We start from the raw sequence: 19,823 nt of genomic DNA, 5'->3' as shown, positions 1-19,823 counted from the left end.
TTTTATACGATATTGGCGCCGATGACGGAAAGGAAGACCTCCCGGGCCGGCCTCAGCCGGCGCCGCCGTCGTCCCAGAACCCCCGCCCCTCCAGATGCACGACCAGCAGCGTCCCGGCGTGCCGGATGTGGGCGCGCATCGCCTGCCGGGCCGCGTCGGCGTCGCCCGCCCGCAGCGCGGCGAGGACGAGGTGGTGGTCGTCCACCGACGCCTGGCTCCAGCCGTCGATGCTGGAGAAGAACCGGCGGGGCGCGTACCGCACCACGAGCTGCAGCAGCCAGGCCGTCTTCGGCGAGTCCGCGCACAGGTTGACCGTCCGGTGGAACCGGTGGTTCGCCCGCTCGATGCCCTCGGCGTCGCGCGTCCGGGACGCGTCCTCCAGCAGCTCCTGCGTGCGCGCGAGCTCGGCCAGCTCCTCCCCGGTGATCTTCTCGGCGGCGCGGGCGGCCAGCTCGCCGGCGAAGTACGCCTGCGCCTCGAAGAGGTCCTGGACGTCCCGCCGCGACAGCGGCGCGGGCATGAACCCGCGGCGCGGCACCAGCGTCACGAAGCCCTCGCCGCGCAGCGACAGCAGCGCCTCGCGGACGGGCGTGACGCTGATCCCGAGGTCGTCGGCGACCCGCTCGAGGCGGAGGAACTCCCCGTGCCGCACCCGCCCGGACATGATCAGCTCGCGGACGTACGCGGCGACCTCGTCGCTGAGCTGGCGGCGCCCGCCGAGCGAGCCGCCGGGCGGCGAGCCGGGCGGGGCGCCGCCGGCGCGGCTCTCGCCGGGGATGGGCACGGTCATCGCCTCCGGGACGGGTGTCGGGAGCTCACATTATGGACGACCCGCGTTGACAGCGAGGCAGTCGCCTATCAAATATATGAAACTGCATTCTCGGGTCGGCGAGGCGAAGGAGACGCGGCGGTGTTCGAGCTCAGCGCGGAGGAACGCGCCATCGTGGAGGTCGTCGCGGACTTCGTCGACCGGGAGGTCCGCCCGGCGGCGCGCGGGCTGGAGCACGCGAACGCCTACCCGGAGCGGCTCATCGAGCGGATGAAGGAGCTGGGCGTCTTCGGCCTCGCCGTGCCCGAGCCGTACGGCGAGGCCAAGGTGTCGAAGGCGTGCTACGCGCTGGTCACCGAGGAGCTCGCCCGCGGCTGGATGACGCTCGCCGGGGCGTTCGGCGGGCACACGGTGGTCTCGCACCTGCTGTCGGTGTTCGGCACCGAGGAGCAGAAGGCCCGCTACCTGCCGCGGATGGCGACGGGCGAGCTGCGGGCCACGATGGCGCTGACCGAGCCGTCCGGCGGCTCCGACCTGCAGGCCATGACCACGGTCGCGCGCCGCGACGGCGACCGGTACGTGGTCGACGGCGCCAAGATGTGGATCACCAACGCGCGCCGGTCCGGGCTCATCGCGCTGCTGTGCAAGACCGACCCGGACGCGACGCCCCGGCACCGCGGGATGAGCATCCTGCTGGTCGGGCACGGCCCCGGGCTGACCGTGTCGCGCGACCTGCCCAAGCTCGGCTACAAGGGCGTGGAGAGCTGCGAGCTGGCGTTCGACGGGTACGAGGCGCCGCTCGACGCGGTGCTCGGCGGCGAGGAGGGGCGCGGTTTCGCGCAGATGATGCGCGGGCTCGAGGTCGGACGCATCCAGGTGGCGGCGCGCGCGCTGGGCGTGGGCCGGGCCGCCCTCGAGGACTCGCTGCGGTACGCCCAGGAACGCGAGTCGTTCGGCAAGCCGATCTGGGAGCACCAGTCGGTCGGCAACCTCCTCGCCGACATGGCCACCGAGCTGCGCGCCGCCCGCCTGCTGACGCTCGACGCGGCGGCCCGGCTCGACGCGGGCGAGCGCTGCGACATGGAGGCGGGCATGGCGAAGCTGTACGCGTCGGAGGCGGCGATGCGGATCGCGCTGAACGCCGTCCGCATCCACGGCGCGGCCGGCTACTCCACCGAGTTCGACGTCGAGCGCTACTTCCGGGACGCGCCGCTGATGATCGTCGGCGAGGGGACGAACGAGATCCAGCGGAACGTGATCGTCAAGCAGCTCGTGGACCGGCACCGCATCTGACCCGGCGGCCCGGACCGGACGTCGGCCCCGGGCAGGGGCGCACGGGCGGGCGGACGCTCAGGAGAACGTCGCGGTCATCGCGGTGACGCCGCCCGGCGCCTCGATCGACAGCGTCCCGTCCGGGCCCCCGGCCGCCGCGAACGGCTGCCCCGCGAAGACCGGCCTGCGGGCGCGGAACGCCAGCTCGCGCACCCGCACGCCCGCTCGGCGCGGCAGCTCCAGGCACAGGATCGCCAGCAGCGGGCCGTGGACGACGAGTCCGGCGTGGCCCTCGACGGCGGTGGCGTACCGCTCGTCGTAGTGGATGCGGTGGGCGTTGTAGGTGAGGGCGCTGAACCGGAACAGCAGCACGGGGTCGGCCGCCATCGGCAGCGTCCAGGGCGCCGCGACGGCCGGGGGCTCGAACGACGGCCCGGCCGGGGGTTCCGCCGGGGGCGCGGCCGCGTCGCCGCTGCGGTAGACGAGGTCCTGCTCCTCGACCGCGATCTCGGCGCCGTCCCGCAGGAACGTGTGCCGCACGGTGACGAACAGCAGCTCGCCGGTGCGTCCCGCCTTGACCGCCGTCGCGGCCAGTTCGTCCCGCCGGGTGACGGTGTCGCCGACGCGGAGGGGTTCGGCGGCGCGGAACCTGCCCCCGGCGAACATGCGCCGCCGGTCGGGGATCGGCGGGAGGAACCGCCCGTCCCGGGGGTGCCCGTCGGCGCCGAGCTCGCGCTGCGCCGGCCGTTCGAGGAAGTGCAGCCACTGCCACAGCGGCGGCAGCTCCTCCCCCGGCGGCGGGACGTCCAGCACCCCGGCCAGCGCCGCCGCGGGCGCCGCGCCGATGACCTCGGTCGTCTCCCGCGCCTCCGGCGCCCATCCCGCGACGTCGATCACCGGCCGCACCCCTTTCATATATTTCATAGGGGATTATGCCGAACCGCCGCGGCGACCGCGGCGCACGGGGGCGGCCCGGGACGGCCGCCCCGCGGGCGCCGTCCGTCAGAGGCGTTCGATGATGGTGACGTTGGCCTGCCCGCCGCCCTCGCACATCGTCTGCAGGCCGTAGCGGCCGCCGGTGCGCTCCAGCTCGTGCAGCAGCGTCGTCATCAGCCGGGCGCCGGTCGCGCCGAGCGGGTGGCCGAGCGCGATGGCGCCGCCGTTGGGGTTGACGATCGCCGGGTCGGCGCCGGTCTCCTTCAGCCACGCCAGGACGACCGACGCGAACGCCTCGTTGATCTCGACCGCGTCGATGTCGCCGATCGTCATGCCCGTCTTCTTCAGCGCGTACGCCGTCGCGGGGATCGGCGCCGACAGCATCCGGATCGGGTCCTCGCCGCGCGCGGAGAGGTGGTGGATGCGGGCGCGGGGGGTGAGGCCGTGGTCCTTGACGGCCTGCTCGGAGGCGATCAGCAGGGCCGCGGAGTTGTCGGAGATCTGCGACGAGACGGCGGCGGTGAGGCGGCCGCCGTCCACCAGGGTCTTCAGCCCCGCCATCTTCTCCAGGGACGTGTCGCGGCGCGGCCCCTCGTCGTGCTCGACGCCCTCGAACGGGGCGATCTCGCGCGCGAAGCGGCCCTCGTCGATGGCGCGGATGGCCCGCTGGTGCGACTCGTAGGCGAACCTCTCCATGTCCTCGCGGGACAGGTCCCAGTCGCGGGCGATCATCTCGGCGCCGTTGAACTGCGACACCTCGCCGTCGCCGTAGCGCCGGACCCAGCCCTTGGACCCGACGAACGGGCCCTGCGTGAAGCCGAGCTGCTCGCCGGCGATCATCGCGTAGGAGATCGGGATCTGCGACATGCTCTGCACGCCGCCCGCGACCACCAGGTCGGACGTCCCGGACAGGACGGCCTGGGCGGCGAAGTGCACGGCCTGCTGCGAGGAGCCGCACTGGCGGTCGACCGTGACGCCGGGGACCTCCTCGGGCAGCCCGGCGGCCAGCCAGCAGGTGCGGGCGATGTCCCCGGCCTGCGGGCCGACGGTGTCCACGCAGCCGAACACCACGTCCTCGACGGCGGCCGGGTCGACCTTCGCGCGGTCCATCAGCGCCGTCAGGGCGTGCGCGCCCAGGTCGGCGGGGTGCGCTCCGGCGAGCCCGCCGCCGCGCCGCCCGACCGGCGCGCGGACCGCTTCGACGATGTACGCCTCGGCCATGGTGTCTCCTTCGTGGGGCCTTCGTGGAGGCTGGGGGTGCTGAAAGGCGGGTAAGGGTGGGGGGCGGTACGGGTCAGCTCGCCTTGATCCCTTCCAGGAACATGGCGAGGTACTGCTTGGCGATGTCGTCGGCGGACAGCCGCCCGCCGGGCTCGTACCAGTTCGCCGCCACCCAGACGGTGTCGCGGATGAACCGGTAGATCAGCGCCCGGTCGAGGTCGGCGCGGAACGCGCCCTCCTTGACGCCCCGGTCGAGGAGCGACAGCCACATCTCCTCGAACCGGCGCTGCGAGTCGAGCAGGTACCGGAACCGCTCGCCGGTCGCCAGGTGCTTGGACTCGTTCTGGTAGATCACGACGGCGGGGCGGTGCCGGTGGATCGAGCGGAACGACTCCACGACGATGCCCTCGAGGGTGTCGCGGGCGCTGCGGCCCTCCGCGAGGACCCGCTCGTACCCGGCCCACATCTCGTCCAGGAAGGTCGAGAGGATCTCGTCGGCCATCGACTCCTTGGAGTCGAAGTGGTAGTAGAGGCTGCCGCCGAGGATCCCGGCGGCGTCGGCCACCTTCCGGACGGTGGTCGCGGAGTAGCCCTGGGAGGCGAACACCTCGGCGGCCGTGGCGAGCAGCTCGGCCCGCCGCACCGCGCGGGCGGCCGCGGTGCCCTCGGAGTCGCGCCGTCGTGGACTCATGGGTTGCGCACTTCCTACGGGTGCTGGGAGGAGACGGAGACGACCTCTCCGGTCATGTACGAGGAGTAGTCGCCGGCGAGGAAGACGATGACGTTGGCGACCTCCCACGGCTCGGCGTAGCGGCCGAACGCCTCCCGGCGCGTCAGCTCGTCCAGCAGTTCCTCCGAGGTGACCTTGACCAGGTGCGGGTGCATGGCGAGGGACGGCGACACGGCGTTGATCCGGACGCCGAAGTCGGCGGCCTCCAGCGCCGCGCAGCGGGTGAGCGCCATGACCCCGGCCTTGGCGGCGGCGTAGTGCGACTGGCCGCGCTGCGCCCGCCAGCCGATCACCGACGCGTTGTTGACGATCACGCCCGAGCCCTGCCCGCGCATGATCCGCAGCGCCGCGCGGGTGCAGCGCATGGTGCCGTTGAGGGTGATGTCGAGGACGCGGTCCCACTGCTCGTCCGGCATGTCGACGAGGTCGGCGGTACCGCCGAGGCCCGCGTTGTTGACGGCGACGTCGACGCGCCCGAAGCGTTCGACGGCCAGGTCGTACAGGGCGCGGACCTGGTCCTCGGACGTGACGTCGCAGGGCAGGGACGCGACGCGGTCGGCGCCGAACTCCGCGGCGAGCTCCTGCTCGGACGCGGCGAGCCGCCGCTCGTGCGCGTCCGAGATCAGCACGCGGGCGCCCTCCTCCAGGCAGCGGCGGGCGGTGGCGCCGCCGATCCCGGCCCCGGCGGCCGCGGTGATGACGACGGCGCGGTCCTTCAGCAGGTCGTGGCCGGGAACGTAGGGGGGCGGGGTCATCCGCGGGCCTCTCTCGGGAGCCCGAGCACGCGCTCGGCGATGATGTTGCGCTGGATCTCGTTCGACCCGGCGTAGATGGTGTCGGAGCGGGAGAACAGGAACAGCCGCTGCCAGTCGTTGAGGTCGTACGGCTCGCCGTCGGCGACGAGGCCGGCGGCGCCGAGGACCTCCATGGCCAGCTCGCCGAGCTCGCGGTGCCAGGTGCCCCAGACGAGCTTGGAGATGGACGACTCGGGCCCGGGCGCCCCGGCGGCGACGCCGGCCATCGTCCGCACGGCGTTGAGGCGCATGATCTCCAGGCCCATGTGGGAGCGGACGAGCCGGTCGCGCAGCAGCGGGTCGTCGATCGCGCCGGTGCGGCGGGCCAGGTCGAGGACGCCCTCGAACTCGCGGCGGAAGCCGACCTGCTGGCCGAGGGTGGCGACGCCGCGCTCGAAGCCGAGGGTGGCCATCGCGATCTTCCAGCCGTCGCCGGGCGCGCCGACGATGTTGGCGGCGTCGGTGCGGGCGCCGTCGAAGAAGACCTCGTTGAACTCCGAGGTGCCGGTGAGCTGCACGATCGGCCGGATGTCGACGCCGTCCGCCTTCATCGGCACCAGCAGGTAGGACAGGCCCTTGTGCCGGGACGATCCGGGCTCGGTGCGGCAGACGACGAAGCACCAGTCGGCCTCGAGCGCCAGCGAGGTCCACACCTTCTGCCCGTTCACGACCCAGGCGCCGTCCCGGAGTTCGGCGCGGGTCTGGACGTTCGCGAGGTCGGACCCGGCGTCGGGCTCGGAGTAGCCCTGGCACCACAGTTCCTCGACCGCGACGATCGGGGGCAGGAAGCGGGCCTTCTGCTCCTCGGTGCCGAACGCGATGATCGTCGGGCCGAGCAGGTTCTCGCCGATGTGGTTCACCCGGGCGGGGGCGTCGGCGAGCGCGTACTCCTCATGGAAGATCACCTGCTGCCGGAGGCTCGCGCCGCGGCCGCCGTGCTCCTTCGGCCAGCCCACGCAGGTCCAGCCGGCGGCGGCCATGTGCCGCTCCCAGGCCAGCCGCTCCTCGTGCGCCTCGTGCTCGCGGCCCGGGCCGCCGAGCCCGCGGGCGTGCGCGAACTCGCCGGCCAGGTTGGACTCGAGCCAGTCGCGGACCTCGGCCCGGAACGCCCGGTCCTCGGGGGACTCGTTCTCGTTCACGTGGCGCACTCTACCAAACAGTTGTTAGAAAGAATCGCCCTCCAGGGCGGGTGCGGCGTCCCGCCCGGCGGCGGCGGGCCGGGCCGCGGGGGCCGCGGGTCGCGCCGTCCCGCGGGCGGCCTCGCGCGCGAGGCGCCCGCGCCGCGCGCGCCTCCGCTCCGCGCGGTCCCGCGCCGGGGCCGTCCGTCCGGTCGGCGCGGGGTCCCCCGCCGGGACCGCCGGGAGGTCGCGGTGCAGCAGGTCGAACAGCCGGTCCCAGTGCGCCAGCACCGCCTCCGGCCGGAACCGCCGGACGGACGCGCGCGCGTTCGCCCCCAGCTCGCGGCACAGGTCGGGGTCGTCCATGAGCCGGCCGAGCGCCTCGGCGAACGCCGCCGTGTCGCCCGGCGGGACCAGCAGCCCGGACGCCCCGTGCCCGGGCGCCCCGTCCCCGGGCGGCGCCTCTTCGAGCAGGGCGCGGACGCCGGGCGCGCAGTCGAACGCCACCGTGGGCAGCCCGTACGCCATGGCCTCCAGCACCGACATCGGGAACCCCTCGGCCCGCGACGGCAGCGCGAACACCGACACCTCCACCAGGGCGTCCTCGACGTCGGCGACGACGCCGCGGAACTCCACGGTGTCCGCGAGGCCCGCCTCGGCGGCGCGGCGCCGCAGCGCCTCCTCGTCCGGTCCGGTGCCGTAGACGTGCAGCCGCCAGCCCGGGCGCCGCTCCCTGGCCCGCGCCCACGCCTCCAGCAGCAGGTCGACGCCCTTCTCGTCCGACAGCCGCCCGACGCAGGCGACGGCCGGCAGGTCGAGCGTCGGGTACACCGTCGGCTCGACGTGCAGCGGGTTCGGGACGTGGCCGGCGTTGGTCATGCCCGCGCGGGCCCACGCGTCGGCGTCCTCCGCGGTCAGCGCGAGCAGCCGGTCCGCGTGCGCGTAGTGCTCCCGGACCCGGCCGTAGCGGGACGAGCGCCGCGTGGCCTCGAACGACTCGTGCGTCATCCCGACGACCCGCAGGCCCGAGGTGTCGGCGAGCCGCACCCACTCCATCGCCCACACCTGCGCGACGATCACGACGGCGCCCGGGCGGGCCGCGGCGAGCAGCCGGGAGAGCCGCGCGGCGCCGCGCCGCTGCGCGGCCGAGCGCCACGCGTCGCGCCCCCGCGCGGCCGGGTCCAGGCGGGCGCGCGGCGAGCGCGGCGGGAGGGCGAGGGCGGGCGGCCGCCACCGGCCGTGCAGCGCCGCCACCCGGTACGCGCCGGCCGGGTCGTGCGCGGCGGGCCCCTGACCGGCGGTGATCCCGACGAGCGTGACGCGGTCGCCGCGCTCCGCGAACAGCCGCGCCGTGTGGTGGGCCCACCGCTGGACGCCCCCGACGCCGTCGGCGCTGTTGCAGACGACGAAGACGTCCCGCCCGGCGGTGCCCCCGCCGGTCTCCCTGCCCGTCAGCATGCCCGCCCCCGATCGGCGAAGTAGCGTTCCACGACCGTGCGCGCCGCCGTGCCGCGGTCGTGCTCGCCGAACCGCGCGGCGAACGCCCGGCGGCGGGGCGCGTGCACCGCCTCCGCCGCGTCCAGGTCCGCGAGCGCGGCGACGAGTTCGTCCGCCGTCCGGGCGATCGGCCCGGGCGCGTCCCGCTCGAGGTCGACGTACCCGCCGCCGGGGTCGCCCCCCTGACCGGGCGGGACGTCCGGCAGGTGCAGCACGATCGGACGGTCCAGCAGCGCGTAGTCGAACATGATCGACGAGCGGTCGGTGATCAGCGCGTCCGCGAGCAGCAGCAGCGGGGTGACGTCCGGCACGTCGCCGACGTCCCGCATGTACGCGCGCGCGGACGGCGGGAGGCCCGCCCGGCACAGGTAGTGGGGCCGGAGCAGCAGCACGAACTGCTCCCCCAGCTCCCGGGCGAACACGTCCGGGTCGATCGGCGGCTCCAGCGTCCGGACCGGGCGGCCCCGGGGGCCGGTCGCGAACGTCGGCGCGTACAGCAGCACCCGGCGCCGGTCCCCCTCCAGCCCGAGCTCTCTGCGCAGCTCGGCGACCTCGGCGGCCGTCTCCGGATCGGCGTCCGCGCCGCGGACCAGCGGATCGTTGCGGGGATACCCGGCGGGCAGCGCCTCCGCGCGCACGCCCAGGGCCGGGCACAGGGTGCGGACGTCGTGCTCCGACCGCACCAGGAAGCAGTCGTAGCGCTCCACCATCCGGCGGAGCCGGTGCCGGCCGCCCGCGGGGCCGCCCTTGAGCCGCGGCTGGTCGAGGCCCATCAGCTTGACCGCCGAACCGTGCCACGTCTGGATGTAGGTGGTTTCGGGCCGCTTGCGCAGGCCGTCCGGGAAGCCCTGGTTGTCGACCCAGAACCGCGCCCGCGCGAGCGCCCGGTAGTAGGCCCACGAGCCGCGCCGGACGAGCCGCGCGTCGGGCGGGAACCCCTTCGGCGAGGACCGGTAGGACCACACCGCGTCCACCGCGAGTCCGGACCGGCGCAGCTCACGGTAGATGTACTTGGGGTTGTCGGAGTAGGACCGGCCGAGGTGGCTCTCGAACACCGCCAGCCCGGGCCGCACCGGAAGCCGCGTCAGGACCCGGTTGAACACCGCCGTCTTCGTCCGCCGCGACGTCAGCGCCCGGCGCGCCGACCGGTGCAGCCGCCGCGCGCGCCGCCACGAGCCCCGTCCCGCCGGGGTCCCCGCCGCGCCCCGCACGACCGCCCCCGCGAACCGCGCGCCGCGGCCGCGCCCGTCCAGGACGAACGACAGGTGCCCGGCCGCGGTCACGTGCGAGCGCAGGACGTCCCCGGCGAGGCGGGTCAGCCGCGGCCGCACCGGAAGGTCCACGTCGTTCAGCGGGGGCGAACCGGTGCCGCTCCCCGGGCGGGTGACCATCGTCTCGCCGTTCACCGTGACGCGCAGCCGCACGTCCCACAGCCGGTCGACGAAGCCGATCGGCCGGACGCACCGCCGCGGGTCGAACTCCGCCCGCCAGACCAGCCGGTCGCCGCGGTGCTCGACGTCCGCGCCGACCCGCGCCGCCGGCGCCCGCCCGCGGCGGTCCCGGAACACCAGCACCGCCGACAGGTCGGCGTCCGGCGGCACCCGGCCGAGCGGGTTCAGGACGTGCCCGGCGATGCGGGCGCAGCCGTCCCGGACCTCCAGCCGCGTCACCGTGTTCCCCGGGCACAGCTCCCGCAGCGGCCGCAGGTGGAAGCCGAACCCCGTGACGTCCAGCACGCGCCGCCCGAGCCCCCCGCGCGGCGGGCGCGCGCCCCAGTAGATCCGGCCGTCCCGCTCCGCCAGCGGCGCGCCCAGCACGGGGTGGTCGGGCCGGTGCTCGGCCGCGGCCAGCGCCGCCGCGTGGTCGCCCTCCCGGATCAGGTACGCGGCGGCCGCCGCCATCGGGTTGGCGTCCTCGAACGCCCGCGGGTCCAGCTCGGCGACGTAGCCCGCCGCCAGGTCGAGGAACCGCGCCCGGTGCCCGGGGTCGCGCCCCCGCAGCTCCCGCAGGTACAGCAGCAGGTCGTGGTTGAGGAACTTGACGTCCTTGGCGCGCTTCAGCCCGTGGGCGCCGCGGAGCGCGAACAGCATGTCGATGCGGCGGTGGATCTCCAGCCGGTCCGCGAAGTTCGCGAGCTCGGCGCGCCGGTTGGAGATCGACAGACCCGCCGCGGCGTCCTTGACCAGCCAGTTGTAGACCCGGTGCGGGATCAGCGCGGTGCGCCGGGCCGCCAGGTACGCCTCGGCGGTGAACAGCAGGTCCTCGTAGTGGAGGCGCTCGACGAACCGCAGCCCGTGCTCGTCCAGGAACTCCCTGCGGTACGCCTTGTTCGTGGACAGCGTGTCGTACAGCAGATCGGGGTTCTCGCTGAGCGAACCGTAGACGGCGCTGCGCTCGTACAGCCACGGATACCAGGGGCGCATCCGGTTCTTCGCGTCCGGCGGGCGGTTCAGGAACACCCTCGTGCACAGGCCCGAGACCAGGTCCGCGCCGGTCTCCTCGCCGGCGGACACCAGGTTGAGGCACGCGTGCCGGTCCAGCAGGTCGTCGCTGTCGAGGAACATGACGAACCGGCCGTCCGAACGCTCGACCCCGGTGTTGCGGGGACGGCCGCACCCCCCGGAGTTCACCGGCAGGTGCACGGCCCGGACCCGGCCCGGATGCGCGGCGGCGAGGCGCTCCGCGACGTCCCCGGTGCGGTCGGTGCTCGCGTCGTCCACGATCACCGTCTCCACGGAGCGCAGCGACTGCGCCAGCGTCGAGGCGACCGCCCGGGGCAGCCGCCGCGCATCGTTGTAGGCGATCACCACCACACTGACATCCGGGCGCACCCGCATGGGCCTCCCTCCGCTCCTCCGCGTGCCAGGGATTCCTTTCCAGGAACGGCGGAGGGAGGTCCAAGCGCGGCCAAAGCCTGTCAATGGTTCGCATTACCGTGCGAACGCCGAAGGCGCCCGGCGGAGCGCCGGGCGCCTTCGTGATCGGCCGGTGCCGGTCGATCAGGCGTACTCGGGGTAGCCGTAGCCCACGATCTGGCCCTTGTCGCGGACCCTTTCCTCGACGGCGTTGTTGCTGTTGCCCTCGATGGTGCTGACGGTGCCGTCGCCGTTGTCCTTCTCGACGATGCCGACGTGGTCGATGTCGCCGATGGAGCCGTCCGAACCGGCGCCCCAGTCGAAGAACACGATGGCGCCCGGCTTGGCCTTCTGGCCCCAGCGGCCCTGGTCCTCGAACCACTTGGCGTGCGACACGGTGTAGGCGTCCCAGCCCATGCCCTTGACACCGGTCTCCGCGCTGAGCCACGACACGAACATGTCGCACCACGCGGCGCCGTTGTAGGCGTCCACCGAGAAGCCGCCGCTGCTCGCGGCCGCCTCGGCGCGCGGCGTCGACGTCCACCACTCGTGGAACTTGGTCATCTTGCCCGGGCCCTCTTCCTCGATGCCGACCTGCTCCTTGGCGAGGTCGATCACCTCGGACGCCTCGACGGCGCGCGGCGGGACCTTCCAGCCCTCGGCCTTGGCCTCGGCCAGGCTCATCGTCGAGGACGACGCCGGCTCGGCCCTCTCCGCCGCGGTGTTCGTGACGGCCGCGGCCTTCTCGACGGTCGGGCCCGCGGCCTCGGTGGCCGCGCTCGCTCCCGCCATGGGGTTGAACACCGACAGCCCGACGGCGCCGGCCAGCACCGCGCCGACGGCGACGCCGACGGCCCGGTCCTCGGGGGTCACGCGCTTGATCGCGAGTTCGGGGGCCAGCCGCTTGACCGCGGACTGGGGGTTCAGGCGCTTCACGGACTCGGTAAGTCGATCGAAACGACCGGTCATGCAGGGAATCTCCTTGTCTCCCATGACGCCTACCGGGTTAGCTGACGGATTCGGGCATGGAAGAGCCCTACGGCGCGCTCGAAACGCGCCGATTCACCCCAGAAACTTGGGTCCCCGGCTCCGCTGCGGCCCTCGTGGACCTGCGCGGACTCGGCCTTCACGCCGCGCGTGCGGCGCTGGATTGTCGGATTTCTCTGAGCGACTGCTCTTGAAGGGGCGCGCGTGCATGGCGCGCGTCGCGTGCGTGGACCGCTCCGCGACCGGCGGCCGCGCCCCTGGCACGGCCGGTACAACGCGTGGATCGCGCTGCGAGATTCGGGTTGAAGGTACCAACCTTCAGAAAGAAAGCAAACCAGGCCAAAAATGATCTTTTCCCTGGTCAAGCGGCCTTCAAGGACATCCCAACGCTCACCCGCGGGCCGTTCTTCCCGATCTTTATCGGCGGTCCCGGAACCCTTGGCGCACAGGGGTTGCCGGGCACCGCCGTCCGGCGCCCCCGGAGATCGACGAGACGCCCGGCGCGGCGGCCCGGCACCGCCCCCCGGGCCGCCCACCGCCGCCTCGGCTGTGCCCTAAGTCACACCATCGCATCGACGCAGGTCAGAGGCGGCGTCCGTCACTCGACCCGGAGCGCGAACAGGGTGGTGTCGTCCGCCGCCCGGTCGTGCTCCATCCGCGCCAGCACCTCGTCGAGCGCCACCTCCGGACGGCCCGACCCCTCCTCCAGGATCCGCGTGAGCCGCTCGATGCGCTCGTCCAGATCCGCGTCCCGGCGCTCCACCAGGCCGTCGGTGTACAGGAAGACCATGTCGCCCCGCACCAGCGGAGTCTTGATCGTCGTGTACTCCCACCCCGGCATCGCACCCAGCATCGGATCCCGGACGACCTCGAGCGGCCACGCCCGCCCGCCCCGCACGAGGATCGGCGGCGGATGCCCCGCGCACGTCCACTCCATGACGCCCCGGCCCGAGTCGAAATGCCCCACGATCGCGGTGCCCGTCGCGGGCGGGTCCATCGTCCCCACCAGCTCGTTCAGCCAGCCCACCAGCCGGCCCGCCGGCTCCCCGGTGAACGCGAGCCCCAGCAGCCCGTTCCGCGTCCGGGCCATCGCCGCCGCCGCGGGCAGCCCGTGCCCCGCCGCGTCCCCGATCGCGAACAGGCCCCGTCCGTCCGGCATCCCCCGCGTCGCGAACCAGTCGCCGCCGATCCGCGCCGCGCTCTCCGCCGCGAGGCTGCGCAGCGCGATCCGCACCCCCGGCAGCCGCTCCAGCTCGCTCTCGTCCGGCAGGATCGCCCGCCGCAGCGTCACCGCGACCCGCCGCTCCTGCGCCGTCCGCGCCTGCTGCTTCAGCATCTGCCGCCGCGTGTCCGCCAGCGCCCGCTCCACGCCCCGCCGCCGCGTGATGTCCTGCGACACGATGTTCACCGACACCGGCAGGCCCGCGTCGTCCAGGACCGGCTCGGCGAACACCCAGAGGTGCCGCGGCCGCCCGTCCGCCCCGATCACCCGGTGCTCGGCCTCCACCGGCTCCCGCCGCGAGAACAGCGTCTGCAGGGCCTCCTCCACCAGCGGCAGATCGTCCTCGGCCACCACCTTCGGCAGATCGTGCGGCATCGGCGGCACCTCGTCCTGCGACACCCCGTAGTTCGCGAGCATCTGCGGCGTCCACGACGCCTCGCCCGTCACCAGGTCCCACTCCCCGAACCCCAGCTGCGCCAGCCGCTCCACCCGCTCCAGCCGCCGCGCCAGCCGGTCCTCCCTGCTGTGGTAGCGCCAGACGACGCACACCCCCGTCGGCACCCGGACGCACCGCACGCTCATCCGCGACGTCCGCGACAACCCGCTCTGCGCCGTCGTGTACATGATCGAATCGCGCTTCAGCGTCCCCGCGCCGTCGAGGACCCCCACGTACTCCTCGAACACCCCCGTCAGGGCCGCACCCGGATCCGTCTGCAGCAGCCGCCGCCCCGTCAGCTTCTCGGCGCCCCGGCCGAACAGATCCCTCGCCTGCTCGTTCAACCGCGCGTACAGGAAGTCCGCGACATTCCCCTCGGGCCCCCGCACCGGCACGAGATGCGCCGCCGAGTCCAGCGCGCCGTCCAGCACCGCCCGCGCGACCGGATCGTCCGGCAGTCCGGCCAGGATCTCCCGATCGCCCCCGGTGTCCTCCGCGGTGACCCGCCGCAGCACGTCCTCGGCCTCCGACACCACCGCCCGCCGCGTCCGCGCCACCTCCGCCCGCGGCGCCCGCCGCGCCGCCGCGACGGCCTCCGCCGCCCCGGCCCCGACGTCCTTGACCACCAGCGCCGCCGCCTCGGCGAGCTCCATGTCCAGGTCGCGCGCGAGCCAGATCAGGTGCTGCAGCGCCTCCCCGGGCGGCACCCCGAGCCTGCGCGCCAGCACGACCCGCGCCTCGGCCAGGATCGCGCGGTCATGCGCGGCCCCCCGCAGGTCCTCAAGGTCGGGCACCGCCGCGTGCACCCCCGGCGCGCGCGGCCCCTCCGCTTCGGCCAAGCCACTCCCCCGTTCGGCACGGCATGCCCCGAGAGAAAAAAGCTACATACGCCAACGAAGGACTATTCGTCCCTTTCCGGGTCTCCTACCCGTATCTTTAACCCGGTTTTCCCTGGATGCCCGAACTTCACCCGTTCCAGTGACCCTCCGGGGACCAACCCCTACCCCACCGAGTGACCCGCGTCACACCCCGCACCGTCCAGGCCGTCCCACCGCCACCCTCGGCCTTCGGATTCCCGGTACGCACAACCCCGCGGACTGCGCTAGAGTAATCAACGCCCGCCGAGACAGGCAGGCACCGGGACGTAGCGCAGTTTGGCAGCGCACTTGACTGGGGGTCAAGGGGTCGTGGGTTCAAATCCCGCCGTCCCGACAGAGCTCAGAGGCCGGTTCTCCACCACGGAGGACCGGCCTTCTTGATCGTCCGTTAGCCGCTCGTGAGCGAATCAGAGCGTCCTCACCGCCCCCGGTTCACACGGCACCGGATGCGCCTCAGGTTCAACGTCCGCGAGCAGCGGTGTTCACTCGCTCCGACCGAGTGTGGGGTCCATGACGCCACGCATGGTGACTGCCATGTGAGCCGTCCCGCAACCGCTAGTTCTCCGCTCAGCAGAGCGAAGGCCCTGCTGAGGTCCGTCTCGTCCGCCGGGCGGAGGACCGCCGTCCGCGCCACAGCCCGTTTCGGACAGCGCCGGATCGCGACGAGCCCAGCAAAGATATTCGCAGAAAGCGCGAGGTGGCCGTCGCCCTGGGCCTTGTTGCCGTTAGTCCGATGGCGCTGTCGGAGCCTGCGAGAACGCCGCCGCATTGTGGACACGTGCTGGCGACGCTTGTCTCCGAGCCATCAAGCCTGTCGAGCCTCGCCGAAGGTGGGAGGCTGATTTGTGCTGCGGCTGCGTCCCGCTGAGCGAACCCCATAGCAAGGAGGTCCGCAATGCCCTTTCTCATCACCCAGGTGGTGGTCCTGGCACTGGTGTGCGGCGTGAATCTGGTCTTCACGCTGGGAGTCGTCCGGCGGCTTCGCGAGCACACCTGGCTGCTGAACGACGAACGGCGCCGCCCCAGGCCGAACATGGGCGACGTGCCCGCCCCGTTCAGCGCCACGACCACCGACGGCCGGACGGTGTCACGCGAATCGCTGCCCGAGTTCGTGCGCTACGCGGCGGCCTTCCCCGGCGGCCGCGAGCATGTCCTCGCCGTCGTGAACGGGCCGGCCGAGGACGTCGAGGAGTCCCGCGAACGGCTCGCCGCGACCGCGCAGGTGATCACAGACCTGCCGGACGCCGTCCCGGCATGACCGGCCGCCTGCGGAGACTGCGGGCGGAGTTCCGCGACGCCCCGGCCGCCCTTCTCCTCGCCGTGCGCGCCGCTCCCACGCATGTCGCGCTGTGCGTCGCGGACGGTCTGGCCGCCGGGGGAACGCCCGTCGTGGTCGCCTGGCTGACCAAGACGCTAGGAAGGCGGCTACCGGGCATCGCCTGGAGCGGGTCTCGGCCCCGACCCGCGGCTTCCGGCTGCGCCCGGTGCACAGTGGCCTGTGCCTAGGCGTCCCGGACGGCTCGACCGGCGAGGGCTCCGCAATCCAGCAGCTCCCCTGCGAGCCCACCGGGGGCGGGCAGGTCTTCCGGTTCGACCCTGACAAGCCCGCGCCGGGATGAGCCCGATGGGACGAGATTCATGGTGAGGTGCCCCGTGCTGTGAGGTCGTCCTGCGGCAGCGTGGACGGCGTCGGTTTGGGCCGCTGGAGGAGCGCTACGGCGTCCTTCACACGGCCGAGATCGATGAAGTGCCAGGCCAGGACGGGCCCGACGACATCTTCGTCCGGTTCGAGGAGGGCGATGGCCTCCTCGGTGCGTCCGGCGTCGGCCAGCAGCTCGGCGATGGCCCAGGTGTCGTGCTCGGGATGCGCCATCGCCAGGTCGATCGCCTCGTCGCGGCGGCCGCACGCGACCAGCAAGGGGAGCCTTATCCGGAAGAACTCCCAGCCCTCTTCGCCGTCGCGCTCCTTGAGGGTGTCGAGGTAGGCCAGTCCGTCCTCGGGGCGGCCCTGGTCGGCATAGTGCGTGCACAGCATGTCGATGATCCAGTCCTCCGCACCACCGGAGGCGTCCGCGAGCGAGCGCAGCACGTCCGTCGCCTCGTCGCCCCGCCCGTGCCGCACCAGCAGCTCCGCGAGACGAACGGCCCCGTGGTTCCTGCGGAAAAGTGAACCTCCCGGCTGCCGGTACACCGCGATCGCGCCCTCCACGTCACCACGCTCCTCCAGCACCTCCGCAAGACACTGCGCGGCGGTCCCGAGAGACTCGACCGCCGCGTACGCACGCAGTTCCTCGATCCGGTCCTGCCGGGCCAGCAGGTCCGCAAGCTGGTCCCGATCGTTGACCGAGGTGGTTTCCCGGGTGCGCAGCAGGTCGATCGCCTCGTCGACGCGGCCCTGGCGTTCACGGATCGCCGCGAGCAGGTCGACGGCGTTGGAGGGTTCGATGACGCGGCGGCGGTACGTCGGGTCGTCGCAGGTCCGCGGCTCCTCGATACGGGCGGTCAGGAGTGTGGCGGCGTCGTCGTCCCGGCCCGCGCCTCCGGCGATGTCGACCAGGGCGGCGGCCAGCCACCCGTCCCCGACGTGCGGGCGCAGCAGGTCGAATGCCTCATCGCCCTTGCCGTGCCGGGCGAGCAGGAGCGCGAAGAACCTCAGCGCCGACCGCTTCCCCGCCTCCGCGTGCGGGCGGGCCAACGCGATGGCCTCGTCGCTCCTGCCCCACTCCTCCAGCATCCCCGCCACCGCCTCGACGGCCGTCCACCACCCGGTGGCGACATACGGGGCCAGCACCTCCAGCGCCGCCGCCCGCCGCCCCCGTTCGGCGAGCAGCCGGGCCTGTTCACGAGCGCAGAACCACTCCCCGCGACCGGCCTGGAACTCCACCTCATCGGTATGGCCCAACTCGACGAGCCGCGAGACCACATACGAAGGAATGCAGCCGGAAAGTGTTCTGGCCCGGTAATCGAGATCAGCGGCGTCCACGGTAGGGGACCCTAGCCCCGTCTCGTCCGGTGAGTGATTGCTTCTCGAGGGGCCGTGTGTCGGTGGGGGTGGGCAGGATGCGGCGTATGTTCAGTGGACTTCATGACATCGACTGGTCGTCGATGGTGCATGCGTACGGCTCGGCCGAGGAAGTTCCGGGGCTTTTGCTGGCGCTGCGCTCTTCGGATGAGGAGGAGCGGGATAGAGCTCTCAGCAGGTTCTACGGCGCGGTTCATCACCAGGGCGATGTGTATGCCTGCACGGTGGCGAGTCTGCCGTTTCTCTTCGAGCTGGCCGACGACACCGCGACGCCTGGACGGGACGACGTCGTCGAGTTGCTGGTGAGCATCGGGTCGGAAGCCGTTGGGCGCGGTGACGTGGAGTATGTCGGCCACATCGATTTCGCTGGGGCCGCGAGGGTGGTGCGTGGCCGCGCGGAGACGTTCGTGGGGTTCGCGTGCGATCCCGACGTTCGCGTGCGCCGGGCCGCGGTGCCGGGGCTCGGGCTGTTCGTCGACGACGTCGCCCGGGCCTCGGAGGTCCTGCGCGGTCGGATGGCGGACGAGCCGAGCTTCGTCGTGCAGTCGCTGATCGTCGAAGCGATGGCGAACCTGGCCCTTCGCCTGCCGGAGCACGCGGAGGAGGCGACGGCGTGGTTCGCGGCGCTGGCCGCCGATCCGCACGCGGTCCCCGAGACCAGGCTCGCGGCCGTGGTCCAGCGGGCTCGCTGCGCGCCCGGGCAGGTGGACGAGGGCACCGTCGCGGCCGCGATCGAGCTGTTGCGGGAAGCGGATGTCGGTGGGGCGGAGGAAGCGTGGGGCTCCCCGCCTCGACCGGCGGTTCCCGGCGACGGGCCGCCGCAGATCGTCGCCGCCTTCGAGGACCTCGAACGGCATCGTTCGGTCCACTCGCCCACGACGGATCTGCTGCGGACCTTCCACGGAACCTTGGCGGAGAGGGTTCCGGCGCGCACGACGCTTCTGGCCGAGCAACTGCGCAGCCGCGATCCCGGGGCCCGCCTGGACGCCATCCGGATGAGCAGGGAGCTCATGGCGGGCTGGCGCGGAGACCACGCGCGGCTCGTCATGCTCGTCGCCGAGCACCTCGGCGCGTCCCACCCCCAGGTCGCCGCGGAGGCGGCGGCCGCGTTGAACTCCTGCCATGCGATCGCGGAACCCGCTCGGGAGGCTCTGGCGGCGTACGTCGGGGGACCGGACGGCTGGTGCTCGGCTCGGCCGCACGTGCGCAGGGGCCATCAGGAGGCCGTCCAAGCGCTGGCTCGTCTCGGTGATGTGCGGGCGGTGCCGAGCCTCGTCGCGGCGCTGGACGGCGGAGAGGACGGCTGGCGGGCGGTGCAGGTCGCCGGGAGGCTGCCGCAGGCCGCTGAGCGGCTGGTCCCCCTCGTGTGCGACCACTTGAGGAGTCTCGACCTCGCCCACTACGCGGTCGACATGAGTGCGCGCTCCGCTCTGTCCGCCCTGGTCGGACTCGCCGACGGCGCCGTCGAGGCGATCGCTGAGACCCTCGACGCGGCGGTGGCTCGTGAGCTGTGGTCGATCGCGAGCTCGGCCCTCGACGCGCTCGCGGCGTTCGGCCCGTCCGCGGCTCCCGCGCTGCGGACGATCCGGCCGCTGATCGCGCACGGCGCCGCGCGTCCCGCCGCCGTCGCCGCGCTGTGGGCCATCGGCGGGGATCCGGACGAAGTCGTCCGGCCGGCGCTCGGTCTGCTGGACGACCGCGCCGTCGGGATCGGTAAGGCGACCGACGTGCTCGCCGGGATCGGCCCTCACGCGCGGGAAGCACTCCCCCGGCTGCGGGACCTGCTGGCCGACGGCGACGAGTGGAACCGGGTCTCCTGCGCGAACGCTCTGTGGGAAATCGGCGGCGTTCCGGAGGCGCCGGTGGTGCTGGACACTCTTCTGCAAGCCTGGGGGCAGAACCCTTTCACCGCCAACGAGGTCGTCGCCTGCCTGGAGCGGATGGGTGACGCCGCAGTCCCTGCCGTGCCTCAGCTTCGGGCCGAGCTGCTCCGGCCGGAGCGCCGCGGCAGATTCGGCAGCATCGACGACGATGAGGAATTGCAGCGGATCTGCCGCGTCCTCATCGAACAGCTCGTTTGAAAGAG

General features: G+C 73.3%; 14 protein-coding genes, 1 tRNA gene and 1 riboswitch. Of the genes, 4 read left to right on the top strand and 11 right to left on the bottom strand.

Annotated elements, in window-relative coordinates; translation table 11 throughout:
- Positions 1 to 52: 52 nt before the first annotated feature.
- Positions 53 to 790, bottom strand: a complete 738-nt coding sequence (locus H505_RS41225; RefSeq protein WP_084550105.1) for a GntR family transcriptional regulator — start codon at positions 788 to 790, stop codon at positions 53 to 55.
- Between the two features lie 120 nt (positions 791 to 910).
- Here H505_RS41225 and H505_RS0111220 point away from each other — a divergent pair, with 120 nt between their 5' ends.
- The gene (locus H505_RS0111220; protein ID WP_026402060.1) at positions 911 to 2,062 is read left to right on the top strand and encodes an acyl-CoA dehydrogenase family protein; all 1,152 of its coding nucleotides are present in this window, start codon (positions 911 to 913) and stop codon (positions 2,060 to 2,062) included.
- A gap of 57 nt (positions 2,063 to 2,119) precedes the next feature.
- Here the strand turns inward: H505_RS0111220 and H505_RS41220 are convergent, their stop codons facing one another.
- The 9 genes from H505_RS41220 to H505_RS52325 form a co-directional block, all read right to left on the bottom strand.
- A complete protein-coding gene (locus H505_RS41220) occupies positions 2,120 to 2,938 on the bottom strand; it encodes an HTD2 family dehydratase (protein ID WP_084550127.1) in 819 nt (272 codons plus the stop codon).
- A gap of 105 nt (positions 2,939 to 3,043) precedes the next feature.
- Complete coding sequence (locus H505_RS0111210) at positions 3,044 to 4,198, bottom strand: acetyl-CoA C-acetyltransferase (protein WP_026402059.1); 1,155 nt, start codon at positions 4,196 to 4,198, stop codon at positions 3,044 to 3,046.
- Between the two features lie 73 nt (positions 4,199 to 4,271).
- Positions 4,272 to 4,889 carry a TetR/AcrR family transcriptional regulator gene (locus tag H505_RS0111205; protein ID WP_026402058.1) on the bottom strand — a complete coding sequence of 206 codons (618 nt, stop codon included), beginning with the start codon at positions 4,887 to 4,889 and terminating at the stop codon, positions 4,272 to 4,274.
- A gap of 14 nt (positions 4,890 to 4,903) precedes the next feature.
- Positions 4,904 to 5,683, bottom strand: coding sequence for an SDR family oxidoreductase (locus H505_RS0111200; protein WP_026402057.1), 780 nt, complete (start codon positions 5,681 to 5,683; stop codon positions 4,904 to 4,906).
- On the bottom strand, positions 5,680 to 6,861 hold the full coding sequence (locus H505_RS0111195) for an acyl-CoA dehydrogenase family protein (protein ID WP_026402056.1): 1,182 nt from the start codon (positions 6,859 to 6,861) through the stop codon (positions 5,680 to 5,682). Before H505_RS0111195 ends, H505_RS0111200 begins: the two co-directional genes overlap by 4 nt.
- Before the next feature lie 24 nt (positions 6,862 to 6,885).
- On the bottom strand, positions 6,886 to 8,298 hold the full coding sequence (locus H505_RS41215; RefSeq protein ID WP_064743585.1) for a glycosyltransferase: 1,413 nt from the start codon (positions 8,296 to 8,298) through the stop codon (positions 6,886 to 6,888).
- The gene (locus H505_RS0111185; RefSeq protein WP_026402055.1) at positions 8,292 to 11,174 is read right to left on the bottom strand and encodes a bifunctional glycosyltransferase/CDP-glycerol:glycerophosphate glycerophosphotransferase; all 2,883 of its coding nucleotides are present in this window, start codon (positions 11,172 to 11,174) and stop codon (positions 8,292 to 8,294) included. The genes H505_RS41215 and H505_RS0111185 overlap by 7 nt, the downstream gene beginning before the upstream one ends.
- 162 nt (positions 11,175 to 11,336) lie before the next feature.
- Positions 11,337 to 12,128 (bottom strand): CHAP domain-containing protein, encoded by a 792-nt coding sequence (locus tag H505_RS0111180; protein WP_051300536.1) that lies wholly within the window; start codon positions 12,126 to 12,128, stop codon positions 11,337 to 11,339.
- A gap of 45 nt (positions 12,129 to 12,173) precedes the next feature.
- Positions 12,174 to 12,327: riboswitch (cyclic di-AMP (ydaO/yuaA leader) on the bottom strand.
- Between the two features lie 450 nt (positions 12,328 to 12,777).
- The gene (locus H505_RS52325; RefSeq protein WP_281173420.1) at positions 12,778 to 14,676 is read right to left on the bottom strand and encodes a PP2C family protein-serine/threonine phosphatase; all 1,899 of its coding nucleotides are present in this window, start codon (positions 14,674 to 14,676) and stop codon (positions 12,778 to 12,780) included.
- Positions 14,677 to 14,975: 299 nt separating this feature from the next.
- Here H505_RS52325 and H505_RS0111170 point away from each other — a divergent pair.
- Both H505_RS0111170 and H505_RS0111165 read left to right on the top strand, forming a co-directional pair.
- Positions 14,976 to 15,049: transfer RNA gene (locus H505_RS0111170), tRNA-Pro, on the top strand.
- Between the two features lie 561 nt (positions 15,050 to 15,610).
- Complete coding sequence (locus H505_RS0111165; RefSeq protein ID WP_026402053.1) at positions 15,611 to 15,973, top strand: hypothetical protein; 363 nt, start codon at positions 15,611 to 15,613, stop codon at positions 15,971 to 15,973.
- A 378-nt stretch (positions 15,974 to 16,351) separates the two neighbouring features.
- Here H505_RS0111165 and H505_RS0111160 read toward each other — a convergent pair whose 3' ends face one another.
- Entirely contained in the window at positions 16,352 to 17,617 is a 1,266-nt protein-coding gene (locus H505_RS0111160; RefSeq protein ID WP_211238455.1) for a tetratricopeptide repeat protein, read from the bottom strand.
- Between the two features lie 167 nt (positions 17,618 to 17,784).
- Between H505_RS0111160 and H505_RS0111155 the strand changes: the two genes are divergently transcribed.
- On the top strand, positions 17,785 to 19,818 hold the full coding sequence (locus H505_RS0111155; protein WP_026402051.1) for a hypothetical protein: 2,034 nt from the start codon (positions 17,785 to 17,787) through the stop codon (positions 19,816 to 19,818).
- Positions 19,819 to 19,823: the final 5 nt, after the last annotated feature.

The sequence above is a fragment of the Actinomadura rifamycini DSM 43936 genome, from assembly GCF_000425065.1.
Lineage (GTDB): Bacteria > Actinomycetota > Actinomycetes > Streptosporangiales > Streptosporangiaceae > Spirillospora > Spirillospora rifamycini.
Note: the sequence above shows the minus strand (reverse complement) of the source record. Positions and strands in the feature narration are given on the sequence as shown.

Coding starts and splice junctions, on each gene's coding strand:
- H505_RS0111165 (WP_026402053.1), top strand. CDS start 15,611: ATGCCCTTTCTCATCACCCAGGTGGTGGTCCTGGCACTGGTGTGCGGC.
- H505_RS0111200 (WP_026402057.1), bottom strand. CDS start 5,683: ATGACCCCGCCCCCCTACGTTCCCGGCCACGACCTGCTGAAGGACCGC.
- H505_RS41225 (WP_084550105.1), bottom strand. CDS start 790: ATGACCGTGCCCATCCCCGGCGAGAGCCGCGCCGGCGGCGCCCCGCCC.
- H505_RS0111185 (WP_026402055.1), bottom strand. CDS start 11,174: ATGCGGGTGCGCCCGGATGTCAGTGTGGTGGTGATCGCCTACAACGAT.
- H505_RS0111205 (WP_026402058.1), bottom strand. CDS start 4,889: ATGAGTCCACGACGGCGCGACTCCGAGGGCACCGCGGCCGCCCGCGCG.
- H505_RS41215 (WP_064743585.1), bottom strand. CDS start 8,298: ATGCTGACGGGCAGGGAGACCGGCGGGGGCACCGCCGGGCGGGACGTC.
- H505_RS0111210 (WP_026402059.1), bottom strand. CDS start 4,198: ATGGCCGAGGCGTACATCGTCGAAGCGGTCCGCGCGCCGGTCGGGCGG.
- H505_RS0111155 (WP_026402051.1), top strand. CDS start 17,785: ATGTTCAGTGGACTTCATGACATCGACTGGTCGTCGATGGTGCATGCG.